Raw genomic sequence first — 11,236 nt, forward strand, 5'->3', positions numbered from 1 at the left:
CCCTTCAGCCGTTCGGTGGTTCCGATGTCTGGTTGCTGACGCTGCTCCGGTTCAGTTTCATGTCACCGCCGACGAGGATGCCGCTGTTGTAGAGGATGTTGGCCCGCTGGTCGCGTACCTCGGACGTGTCGACGTCGTGGTCGTCGAGGAAGTCCAGCACGTGCGCGAACACCCGGCTTTCGATCAGGCGCCGGAACTTGAGGATGTCCTGGTGCTGCGTGAAGTTCCGGAGTCTGTCCCGGCTGCCCATCTCGCGGACGCTGACCACGGCCCCGTAGTCCTTGCGCCGGCGCGACGTTCCGCGACGCGTGATGCTGCCGTGCCCGGACATGTCGACCAGGGCCCGGACCAGGCGGCTCGGAGCCCGGATGACGGTACGCGGAGTGTGGCGGGCGCCGTGCAACGCGGCCCGGAGCCAGGCGCGAGGGCCGGTGCCGGCGTCGGCGTCGACGATCCGATACCGCTCGTTGCAGGGGGCGATGGTGGTGCTGGTGACCTCCAGGTAGAGGGAGCGTCCCTGAACCGCGATGTGAACGTAGACGGTGGTGACGACGTCGCCTCCCCAGGAGACGACCTGACAGGCGAGGTAGTGCCGTGCCGGGTTGGTGGGGTTGCGAATGATCTCGGCCATCTCCTGCGGGCCGGTGAATGTGGTCCGTGGTCCGTCCTCCCTGGCGGACTGGAAGACCCGGTCCTCGACTGTCAGATCGGGGATGGACATCTCCGGCAGCGCCGTGGAGGTGAGTTGCCGCAGGTGGTGCCGAACATAGGAGACGATCTGCCCGGCGTTGAACGGAGGTTCGTCGAACTCGCGCTCACCCTCCGTCGGCTGTCCGAACATCCCGGCCGGGTCCGACGGCTGCTTGCGTACGAGTCGCTGGGCGAAGCCCCAGGTCGACACGACGTCGCCGGCGCCGATGAACGGCTCGAAGTTGCTGTAGACCACAGTGTTGCCGGCCTGCTGCCGGCTGATCGTCCGCTTGCGCTCGTTCCACCGGATCGGCGGCGGATCGCCGTACGCCGTGAAGTCTTCGATCCGCTTCTGGCGGCACAACGCGAACACCACAGGTATCAGAAGTGCGGCCGGCGCCACGAGCAGCGCCGCACCGTTGCGCACACTGCCGGCGCCGGCGGTGGCGGCCGCCAATGCCTTGCCGGCCAGGATGATGAAGACGATCCAGGTCGCCGCCCAGCGGAGCAGGAGCACAAGACCGCGGCGCGGGCTTCTGGTCGTGTCGACGGCGGAACCGGTGCGTACCCGCGCGAGGAAGTCGCGGATCAGCCGCCAGGCGGCTTCCGTCACGCGGAGGCACACCATCGCGACGGCGACCGAGGCGGCAGCGATCCAGTTGAGGTAGGCGCCGGTGGCGAATACGAGAACTATCGATGCGTCCCGCCACATCGCCAGGTTGCGGGCACGCAGGCAGTGTTCGAGCACGGTGACCAGGTCGAACCCGTAGGACGGCGCGGTGAAGCGCCGGTCCTGGTAGTAGACCTCCCGTAGGCAGCGGTCTCGAAAGGTGGCACTGACGTACGCGCCGACGCTGAGGTATCGCGTGGCGGCGGTCAACTCTGCCGGCGCGGCCTCAGCGGGCGCCGTGGCCGGCGGGATGGGTCGGAGCGTAGATAGGGGCATCGGACCGTCCATTGCTCATCTCGATGTGCACGAACGTCGGCGGGCCCGGAGTCGGAACTCGTCCGGGTGACGGCTGAGAGGATTCAGGCGGATGGGAAGCGGACGAGCCGGCTCAGCGCCGAGCCGGCTCGTAGGGCTTGCCGATCGTCCAGATGCGGTCGAACTCGGCGAGGAAGTGGCCGAACCAGCGTGGATCACGATCTGGTTGCAGCGACAGCATCGGCTCGGGGACACCGAACCGGTGCGAGTAGATGTCGACCTGCGCCCGGCCGGTGGAGGTGCTGGGATCGACTGCCACAAGTCCGAATGCCGGTACGAAATCCAGAAGGCGGACCTCCAGCCGGCCGGTGCGGGTGGCCGGCCGGTCGGCCAGGGAGTCGATCAGGTCGAGGGTCGCGTTCAGCCGGTGCTCGAATATCGCCGGGTTGTTCGCGACCGTGCTGCGCCGGGCTGCTTCGGCGAGAGTGGCCACGTGCGGGGCGATGAGGGCGATGCGTACGGTCGCCCCGGCCTCGAGCCGTAGCCGGAGTTCGGCGTAGTGATTGCGCAGGGTCCGCGCCAGGGTCACGCCCGTCATTCTGATGTCGGCGGCCGAGCGGAGGTCGAGGTCTGCCCCGGAGGCCGACGGGCTCAGCACGCGGTCGGCGCTGGCGTGATCGCCGATCTTCCGGGTGAGCTGCCGGACGGAGTTGGTGAGTCCGGTGAGCATCGATCGACCATGCAGGGAGCTGACCGCGAGCAGCCCCAGTGTGGTCAGGGTGGCCCCGCCGGTGACTGCCGGCCCGACCATGCCGAAGGCGCCGAGCAGGCCGACGGCGACGGCTGCTGCGATGGTGATCACGAGGTCGAGCTGGCGCAAGCGAGACATTTCTGTACCACCTCGTAGGCGAGCAGTGATACCGACACGGCGAGCGTATCGCCTTAATGTCTGCCGGACAATAACTAGAGTTCGCGACCGGGGCGGAAGATTGGCGGATTGAGCCTGGTCAACGTTCCGGCGCGATAGAGCGCGGCCGGCCGGCCGGTGGGGGGCAGGCGCCTGCCGCCGGTGGGCTTGATGAAGCCCTTCGTGTTGTGGACCTTGCGGCTGAAGTTGCGTGGGTCCAGCGTCTGGCCCCAGACGGTCTCGTAGACCGAGCGCAGGTCTCCGATGGTGAACTCGGACGGACAGAACGCGGTTGCCAGGGTCGTCAGCTCCAGCCGTCGGCGCGCCTGCTCCAAGGCGTCGTCGAGGATTCGATCGTGGTCGAACGCAAGGCTTCCCCGCGCCCGGTCGAGCGCCACCCACTCGGCGCCACTTGCGTCTGAGCCGGCAGTCGGTAGGGGCAGGTCGGGCATGATGGCGAGGTACGCCACGCTCACGACCCGGCCCCGGGGATCGCGTTGCGGCTCGCCGTAGACGCCGAATTGCTCAAGGTGAAGACCGGTGCCGTCGAGGTCCGTCTCCTCGCGTAGTTCGCGCACCGCAGCAGCGTCGAGGTCCTCGTCGATGCGGACGAAGCCCCCCGGCAGGGCGGGCTGACCGGCGAACGGCTCGTTGCCTCTGGTGATGACGAGTACCTGGAGGGCGCCTTCGCGAACAGTCAGGATGGCGAGATCGACTGCGATGCGCAGCTGGGCGTGGTCACGGGTCGTCACTCGGTGAGCGTATCTTAGTGTTTTTATGACAATAAGGCGAGGTTGTGGCCTGGGCGACTCCTTGCACCGTCGGCCTCGAACGGTCGGGCGCGGCGTCCGGCCCGGGCGTGTCATGCTGTCGACGGTGGCCACCGACCGTCCTTACGATGCCGGGCTCCCCCGTGGGCCGCGCCGCCTTGTCCCGCGCGTCCTGCTGGTCGTCGGCGTCCTCGCGGTGCTCGCCGCCGCCGCGGCGGTCGTGGTGCCGCTGGTGCGGCCACCCGGCCCGCGACCGGACTTCCAGCTTCCGGTGGCCTGCGGCGAGACGTGGCGCCTGTCCACCTATCCGGGGCACGACGACTACGACGTCGACCTCTTCCCGACCTCCGGGGAGGCGTGGGGACGGCCGGTGCTCGCCTCCGCCGCCGGCACCGTCACGGTGGCGGGGATCAACGGCTCGCTGGGCGGTCGTACCCCTGAGGATCCGGACGGGCCGCGGGGACGCGGCGGCGGTTACTGGGTCAAGATCGACCACGGTGGGAAGTGGGAGACGCAGTACCTGCACCTGCTCGAACCGCCGTCGGTGAAGGCCGGGCAGCGGGTGGCCCGGGGCGACCAGCTCGGGCGCGTGGGCAGCACCGGGAACTCCGGCGCCCCGCACCTGCACTACGAGCAGCGCCGGGGCTGGGAGAAGGTGGAGGCGTACTTCGACGGCGTACCGTCCGGGATCACGTCCGACGACCGCGAGTACTCGGTGCGGCTGACGAGCGCGAACTGCCCGCCGACGCGCCCGTGACCGGGGCCGTCAGCGTTCGTCGGCGGCCGGCCCGGCACGGCGGGCCTTCCCGATCCGGCCGAGGTGGGTGTGCTCGAACCCCTCGGTCGTCTTGAGGCCGTAGCCCAGGGCGCGGTCGACGGCGATGTGGAACACCCACGCGACGGCCAGGACGCCGAGCCAGTCGATCCGGTCGCCGGACGCGGCCGCCGCCACGGCCACCGCGCCGAGCACCGCCGGCAACGTGTACGAGTGCGCCACGTTGTAGCAGGCGGCGCCGACGCGCGGCCCGCGCAGGTAGCCGAGCATGGACAGGTCGAAGACGAGGAACAGGGCGAGCAGCGACCACCACGGGTACCCGGCCGCGACGGTCACGACGACGGCGAGGGCCGCGACGGCGACGGCCTCCGCGCGCTGCGCCGCGACCGGGTTCAGCTGCGGCATCTCCCACCTCGCTGTCTGTCCGTGGCCACCGCTCAGGGCCCGATCACCCCGGTGGCCGAGGTGGCCGACGGCAGCCGGCTCGCGCCGTCACCGGCCCCGACAGGGTACGCGGCGGAGGCCGCGCGCCGGCGACGATCGCGACGGTCAGCCGGCGAAGCGTTGCCGCAACTGGAACTTGAGCACCTTGCCGGTGCCGCCGCGGGGCAGCGCGTCGAGGCGGTGGATGCGGGCGGGAACCTGGTGCGGCTCCAGCCGCTCGGCGAGGAACGCGGTGAGCGTCGCGTCGTCCAGGGCCGGATCGGCGGCCACGACGGCGGCGACGATCTCGCCGTGCTCCGGGTCGGGCAGCGCGATGACCGTGGCCTCGCGTACCGAGGGGTGGTCGTAGAGCGCGGCCTCGACCTCCAGCGACGACACGAGCTTCCCGTCCGTGGTGATCACGTCGGTCATCCGGTCGAACAGGAACAGCTCGCCGTCGGCTGTGGCGCGTCCGAGGTCGCGGGTGCGGGTCCATCCGCCGGCGTGGACGCGGGCGTTGAGCGCCTGGTCGAGGTACAGCCGCTTGGGCGCCTCGCAGCGCAGCCACACCTCGCCGAGCTCACCCGGCGGCAGCGGCTCGCCCTGCGGGTCGACGACGCGCATCTCGGTGCCGCGTCCGGGGCGTCCCAGCCACATCGGCCGGTCCGGGTCGACGTTGCCCAGGATGATCGCCGGCACCGCCTCGGACTGCGCGTAGGCGTTGGCGATGGTGGCGTTCGGCATGGCGGCGAGCAGGTCGCGGGCGATGCGCGGCGGCATGATCGCCGACGCGTTGCCGATGGTCTTGACCGAGCCGAGGTCGTAGCGGTCCTGCGGGCGGATGGCGGCGAGCCGGATCGCGGTCCACGGGGTCAGGATGAGCGTCGCGCAGCCGTGCGTGGCGAGCAGGCGGGCGATCTCCTCCGGGTCGTCCGGCGAGCACACGATCAGCGGTGACGGCGTCGTGGTGGCCAGCACCGCGACGGTCGTCGCGCTCGACGTGGTGCCCAGCGGCATCGGCGCGAGCAGCGGCGCGGGGTCGACCAGCTGCCCGAGGGCGGCGGATCCGCGCCCGTACGTCAGGTTGCCGTGCGGGTTGGTGAACGGCTTCGCCGGGCCGGTGGTGCCGGAGGTGTAGAGGATGTCGGAGATGTCCTCGGGGGTGACGCCGGTGTCGACGGCGCCGCTGTCGCCCTGGTCGAGGTCCGCGACGACCACCGACCAGCGTCCGGCGTCGTCCCGCCACGGCGGCAGCGCCGCGCCGCGGATCACGCCGGCCACCGCGCACTGGTCGAACCGGCGGCGCAGTTCCACCGCCGGCATCGTGTCGTTCACGTGTACGGCGGTGGCGCCGGCCTTGAGCACGCCGAGGTAGGCGACCGCGTAGTCGATCCAGTCGTCGCCGCCGAACAGCAGCGCCACCCGGGCGCCCCGGCCGGTGCCGCCGAGCCGGTCGAGCACCGCGCGGGCGACGGCGTTCGAGCGCCGGTCCCAGTCGCCGTAGGTGATCGCCGTCTTGCCGCGGACGTTTATCGCCTCCTGCTCGGGCATCAGGCCGGTGCGGTGCCGGAGCAGGTCGGGCACGACGACCGCGGACGTGGGCACACTCATGGGTCCTCCCTCGGATGGCGCGCTCAACTCCACCGGTACACGCGGTGGAAGTCTTCGATCCGGTCGAGCAGCAGCAGGCCCCGGCCGGCCACGTGGCTGTCCAGCACGGACCGGTAGGGGCCGGTGTCCAGGACGGCGTCGCGGACACCGAAGGCACGGTCGGCGGTGTGCCGGCTCCACTCGTCGAACTCGGCGACGGTGAGCCGGCGGCGCTCCTCGACGGCGCGGGCGAGCGGGCGGGCCGCGAGCCGGCCGGCGGCGCGCTCCGTGACGACCCCGCTGAAGAACTCGGACCCGCAGCCGGAGCCGTAGGAGAACAGGCCGATGCGGCGGGCCACCGTGAAGTCGGCGTGGTCGATCAGCGAGCACAGCGCGAGGTAGAGCGAACCGGAGTAGAGGTTGCCGATCTCGCTGGTGTACGACAGCGACGGGGCCACCCGCGCCGCGAAGTCCCGGTCGATGTCGGCCGGTGCCATGCCCTTGGTCTTGCGCAGCAGCGTGCGGTGGGCGCCCTTGACCATCCCGGCGAAGGGGATGTGGAAGACGAGGTGGTCGAACGTGGTGACGATGTCGGCGCCCTCGACGCGGTCCCGGTAGGCGGCGAAGCACCGTTCCAGGCAGGTGAGATAGGCGAGCAGGGACAGGTCGGAGTTCACCACGTCGACGTCCGGCCGGGGCCGTAGCGTGTCCATCACCTCCTGGGTGTGGTACCCGCTGGCGCCCAGGTCGAGCCGCAGCACGTCGGGCGTCCGGCTGACCAGCATCGCGACCGCGCCGGCGCCCTCCGACGGCTCGAAGTAGCTGCCGGCCGCCGCGACGCCCGCGATGTCGGTGGCGACCACGAGCGCCCGCGCGTCCGGCGCCGGGCTCGCGGCGATGATCGCCGCCGCGCTCTGCAGGGCCGCGGTGCCGCCGTAGCAGGCGTGCTTGACCTCGAACGACCGGCAGCGCGGCGGCAGGCCGAGGAGGTCGTGGACGTAGGTGCTGATCGGCTTGCCGAAGTCCAGCCCCGACTCGGTGGCCACCACCACCAGTTCGATCGCCTCCCGCTGCTCCGGCGACAGCGCGTCGACCAGCGGCCGGGCGGCGTTGACGGCGTGGGTCACCTGGTCCTCGCAGGGCAGGCTCACCGACCGGCGGCGCATCATCAGGTTCGGCAGCCGCGACGGGTCCAGGCCGCGCGCCTCGAACAGGCCCGGCACGTCGACGTACGCCCGCCCGGGGTAGACGTGGAGATCCTCGATGCCGACCGCCGTGGTGATCATCCTCGGGCCTCTCCTCTTCGTGGATTCCTCACCGTCGCGGTCCCTGACGTTGTACGGCCCCGGGCCGGGCGTGTCTGCTCAGAGTTGAGCGCCCGCGACCGGCCCGGCCGGTTACCATCCCGGGTCATGACGAGATACGTCGCTCTGTTGCGCGCGGTGAACATCGGTGGCGGTAGCTCGATGGTGATGACGGAGCTGAAAGAGGTCTTCGTCTCCTGCGGCTTCGACGGCGTGGCGACGTACATCCAGAGCGGCAACGTCGTGTTCGGCTGCCCCGAGACCGACGAGGTCGCGATCCTGGCCGAGATCGACCGGGGCATCAAGCAGCGGTGGGGCCGCGACGTGCCGGTGCTGCTGCGCAGCCTGGCCGAACTCGACGCGATGATCGCCGCCAACCCGTACCTCGACGTGCAGACCGATCACACGAAGCTGCTCGTCACGATGCTCAGCAGCGATCCCGGCGCGGACAAGCAGGCGGCGCTCGCCGCCCCGCCCGGCGAGACCGGCACGCTGACGCTGCTCGGCCGGGACGTGTTCGTGCACGTTCCCGACGGGTACGGGCGCAGCAAGCTCAGCAACGCCTTCGTGGAGAAGAAGACCGGCGTGGTCGGGACGACCCGCAACTGGCGCTCGGTGCTGAAGCTGCGCGACATGGCGGCGGCCTGACCGCGTACCAGTCATCGAGGGCTCACCACTGACGGGCCGGACACGGCGCCCGAGGCGCTGTCGCCGGCGTCGGCGCCCTGACCGAACCGGTCCGCCAGCGACAGCAGCGGGCCGGTGAGCAGCGTCGTGACCAGCGCCATGACGAGCAGGGCGAGGAACAGCGGCGGGCTGAGGATGCCGGCCTGGAACGCGACCTGGAGCACGATGAGCTCGGTCAGCCCGCGCGTGTTGAGCAGGATGCCGATCCGGGCGGCCTCCGCGGGCGGGCAGCCGCCGAGCCGGCCGCCGAGATAGCCGCCGCCGATCTTCCCGACCAGGCCGAGGGCGAGGACGACGACCACCAGCGACCACGGCGTGCTGCCGACCGCGCCGGTCAGCGCGGTGAGCCCGGCGCTCACGAAGAAGATCGGCAGCAGCGACCGCCCGAGCCGCGACACTGCGGCGGTCGGCGCGTCCCAGGGCTCGCCGGGCGGCACCGCCAGGCCGACCAGGATCGCGCCGAACACCGCGGTCAGCCCGAGGAGGTGGACGCCGAAGCCGACCACGAGAGCCACCACGCCGAGCACCACGGCACTGGCGGCCGGCCACCGGCCGCACCACAGTTCCGCCCGGCCGCGGCGCAGCACCCATCGGATCCCGCCGGCCAGCAGCAACGCTCCGGCGAGGACCGCCATCGCACGGCCGAAGGTCGCCGGGTCCCCGGCGCCCAGCCCGACGGCCAGGGACAGCAGCAGCCAGCCGATGACGTCGACGACCACGGCGGCGGCCAGCGCGAGGGCCCCGGCCGCCGTCTCCGTCAGGCCCCGCTCGGTCAGCAGCCGCGCCAGCACCGGTACGGCGGTGATGGACAGCGTCACCGCGACGCCCAGCACGAAGGCCGGCATCGGCGCGTCGCCGCGTACGGCCGGGCCGGCGACGAACTGCACCCACAGCGCGACCAGCACACCGCAGACCAGCGCCGGGACGAGCGCCCCGGCGGTCACCCAGGCCAGCCTGCGGTCGTCGCGCGCCGGCCCGACCCGTAGCTCACGCGCGAGGCCGACCAGGAAGAGCACCAGCGCGCCCTCGGCGACCAGGCGCAGGAGCGCGCGTACGTCCTCCGGCAGCACCGCCGCCAGCCCGTCGTGACCGGCGAACAGGACGAGGGCCGGGCCGACGAGGAGACCGGCGACGATCTCGCCGATCACCGGCGGCTGCCGCAACAGCCGCGCCGCGGCTCGTCCGGCCCCGCCGACGAGCAGGAGCGCCACGAGCAGCGCGGCTCCGTGCAGGGAGACCAGGACGGCGCTCACGCGGACAGCTCCCGTTCGCCGCGCAGCAGGCGCGCGCCGTTCACCGGCCGGATCGGGTCGGCGCCCCACCGGGCGGGCTCGTACTGCCCGCACTCCACGTACCGGGTCAGCGCCGGCTCGTTGATCAGGAGATAGCCGCCAGGCAGCTGATCCACCAGCTTCGCGGCTCGGAAGTGCTTGAGGAACAGCCCGACGCGGGACCGGGTGGTGCCGACCATGCTGGCCAGCTCCTCCTGGGTGATCTTCGCGTCGATCTGCATGCCGAGGTTGAGCCGGCGGCCCACCTTGCGGGCCAGTCGCAGCAGGGTCGCGGCCAGCCGGTGTTCGCTGTCCATGGTGACCAGTTGGGTGATGGCCTGCTGCTGGTCGAGCAGCTTGGCCATGAGGAACCGGGTGAAGTGCCAGTTGAGCTGCTCGTCGCTGCTCAGCACGTCGAACAGCTTCGCCGAGTTGACTCTCCTGATCACACTGTCGCGCATGGCCCGGGCGGTGTCGTGGCGTGGTCCGCCGAGCAGACCGAGCTCGCCGAACATGTCGCCCCGGGTGTGGATCGACAGCAGGCACTGCTTGCCGTCGGCGGAGGACGCGATGGTCTTGAACTGTCCGACCTCCACGAGGTACATCCGCAGATCGTGGTCGCCGGAGTTGTAGGCGGCCCCGCCTCGGGGGACATGTGTGCGGACGGCGAAAGTCGGGTCGTCCCGGATCAGCCGATTCAGCTCGTTACGCAAACTGGTGGTGGCGCCGGCGATTCGCAAGGAGGCCTCCTGGCGCCCGATGTCGGTGCTCGGGCGTGTTGTCAGGTTCCTGAACATTCGCTGGTTAAATGCGTGACGCTATCAATCGTTGACAGTGCAGCCGCAACGCCGGCAAGTAATTTGTCAGCGTGCTGTCGGCATACTGTCGGAATTGCATTACGGCCCGTGCCGGCCGTTCGTCCCGTTGGCCGCCCTCGGTGCGCCGCGTGCCCGGCGCCGGGGCGGGTTCGCCACATATCCGCAGGTGAAGGGCGTCAGACCGGGTGAAGGCATGGCGCGACCTGCGATGTCCATCGATCCGTGGTGTCTGATTCCTTCCACGTTCGGGACGCGTTCATCCAGTGAAGCAAATGCATGCAAGGGGCCTTCCGGAGGGTGTGGGCGACGGTTGCACATACTGCTCGATCGAGCGGTATTAATGCCCGCCGCCATCGTAACTAATTGGGTGACGGGTGTCTACGCAGAGCAATGACCAGGCATTTTGTGACCTCGGGTCGGTTCGTAGGGGGTGATTGTCAGCGGAATGGGAACCGGCTGGCCTTTTTAAGGATTTAGGTCAATTTGCCTCGCTGAGCAGACGCTCGGTGACCAGCTCGGCGTGCCGGGCCCGCCAGTCGGCCAGCGGCTCCGCCGCGACGAGCCGGTTGAACGCCCCGACGTCGGTGGAGGCCGGCACCCGGTAGTTCAGCCGCTGACCCGGCGTGCCGCGCAGGGCCGCGGCGGTGGCCTCCCGGCAGTAGGCGGCGCAGACCGACGCGAGCACACCCCGGTCGTCCCGCCCCGCGACGCCGAGACCGGCGCGCACCTCGTCCAGCGGGCGGCCGAAGTGCGTCCGCTCCAGCTCGGCCAGCCGCCGGGGACCGACGTCGGCCAGCCGGTCGTAACGCAGGAACATCCGGTACAGCTCCTCGGCACGAGCGGCGAACAGCGTGCCCCGGTGCGCCACCGGAGACCGCGCGCCGAGCTCGAACAGGTCCGGATCGGGCGCCTCGCGGACGTCCGTGACGTCGAGCGCGGCGAGCAGGTCCTTCGCCGCGTCCGAGGTGGCGGCCTCGGCGGTGCACTGGTTCACCGTCGTCGTGACCACGAAGTCGGCACCGAGCGCGAAGGCGGCGGCGACGGCCGCCGGGGTGCCCACCCCGGCCACCCCGATC

10 protein-coding genes and 1 pseudogene are annotated in these 11,236 nt (G+C 71.1%); 2 read left to right on the top strand and 9 right to left on the bottom strand.

From position 1 onward, the window contains the following. Positions 1 to 4: 4 nt before the first annotated feature. From EAD96_RS23970 to EAD96_RS23980, 3 genes are all read right to left on the bottom strand, one after another. Positions 5 to 1,570 (bottom strand): hypothetical protein, encoded by a 1,566-nt coding sequence (locus EAD96_RS23970; RefSeq protein ID WP_121685859.1) that lies wholly within the window; start codon positions 1,568 to 1,570, stop codon positions 5 to 7. 178 nt (positions 1,571 to 1,748) lie between these two features. Beyond that, a complete protein-coding gene (locus EAD96_RS23975; RefSeq protein WP_121685860.1) occupies positions 1,749 to 2,495 on the bottom strand; it encodes a hypothetical protein in 747 nt (248 codons plus the stop codon). A gap of 83 nt (positions 2,496 to 2,578) precedes the next feature. Then, the gene (locus EAD96_RS23980; RefSeq protein WP_233586149.1) at positions 2,579 to 3,274 is read right to left on the bottom strand and encodes an NUDIX domain-containing protein; all 696 of its coding nucleotides are present in this window, start codon (positions 3,272 to 3,274) and stop codon (positions 2,579 to 2,581) included. Positions 3,275 to 3,398: 124 nt separating this feature from the next. On the opposite strand from EAD96_RS23980, the gene EAD96_RS23985 reads away from it, so the two are divergent. Beyond that, a complete protein-coding gene (locus EAD96_RS23985) occupies positions 3,399 to 4,049 on the top strand; it encodes a M23 family metallopeptidase (RefSeq protein WP_233586150.1) in 651 nt (216 codons plus the stop codon). Between the two features lie 9 nt (positions 4,050 to 4,058). Here the strand turns inward: EAD96_RS23985 and EAD96_RS23990 are convergent, their stop codons facing one another. From EAD96_RS23990 to EAD96_RS24000, 3 genes are all read right to left on the bottom strand, one after another. Continuing rightward, positions 4,059 to 4,472, bottom strand: a complete 414-nt coding sequence (locus EAD96_RS23990; RefSeq protein WP_121685862.1) for a DUF4260 domain-containing protein — start codon at positions 4,470 to 4,472, stop codon at positions 4,059 to 4,061. A 144-nt stretch (positions 4,473 to 4,616) separates the two neighbouring features. Next, positions 4,617 to 6,101, bottom strand: coding sequence for a class I adenylate-forming enzyme family protein (locus EAD96_RS23995; protein ID WP_120569392.1), 1,485 nt, complete (start codon positions 6,099 to 6,101; stop codon positions 4,617 to 4,619). Positions 6,102 to 6,124: 23 nt separating this feature from the next. Then, positions 6,125 to 7,366 carry a hydroxymethylglutaryl-CoA synthase family protein gene (locus tag EAD96_RS24000; RefSeq protein ID WP_120569393.1) on the bottom strand — a complete coding sequence of 414 codons (1,242 nt, stop codon included), beginning with the start codon at positions 7,364 to 7,366 and terminating at the stop codon, positions 6,125 to 6,127. 126 nt (positions 7,367 to 7,492) lie between these two features. Between EAD96_RS24000 and EAD96_RS24005 the strand changes: the two genes are divergently transcribed. Further along, complete coding sequence (locus tag EAD96_RS24005; protein ID WP_120569394.1) at positions 7,493 to 8,032, top strand: DUF1697 domain-containing protein; 540 nt, start codon at positions 7,493 to 7,495, stop codon at positions 8,030 to 8,032. A gap of 11 nt (positions 8,033 to 8,043) precedes the next feature. On the opposite strand, the gene EAD96_RS24010 is transcribed toward EAD96_RS24005, so the two are convergent. The 3 genes and pseudogenes from EAD96_RS24010 to EAD96_RS24020 all read right to left on the bottom strand — a co-directional run. Continuing rightward, the gene (locus tag EAD96_RS24010; RefSeq protein ID WP_121685863.1) at positions 8,044 to 9,324 is read right to left on the bottom strand and encodes a cation:proton antiporter; all 1,281 of its coding nucleotides are present in this window, start codon (positions 9,322 to 9,324) and stop codon (positions 8,044 to 8,046) included. Further along, entirely contained in the window at positions 9,321 to 10,139 is an 819-nt protein-coding gene (locus tag EAD96_RS24015; RefSeq protein WP_255499003.1) for a Crp/Fnr family transcriptional regulator, read from the bottom strand. Before EAD96_RS24015 ends, EAD96_RS24010 begins: the two co-directional genes overlap by 4 nt. A 499-nt stretch (positions 10,140 to 10,638) precedes the next feature. Beyond that, a pseudogene (locus tag EAD96_RS24020) lies at positions 10,639 to 11,236 on the bottom strand (acyl transferase); the annotation flags it as partial.

Origin of the sequence: Micromonospora sp. BL1, assembly GCF_003667485.1 — a bacterium.
In the GTDB taxonomy this organism is placed as follows: domain Bacteria; phylum Actinomycetota; class Actinomycetes; order Mycobacteriales; family Micromonosporaceae; genus Micromonospora; species Micromonospora tulbaghiae.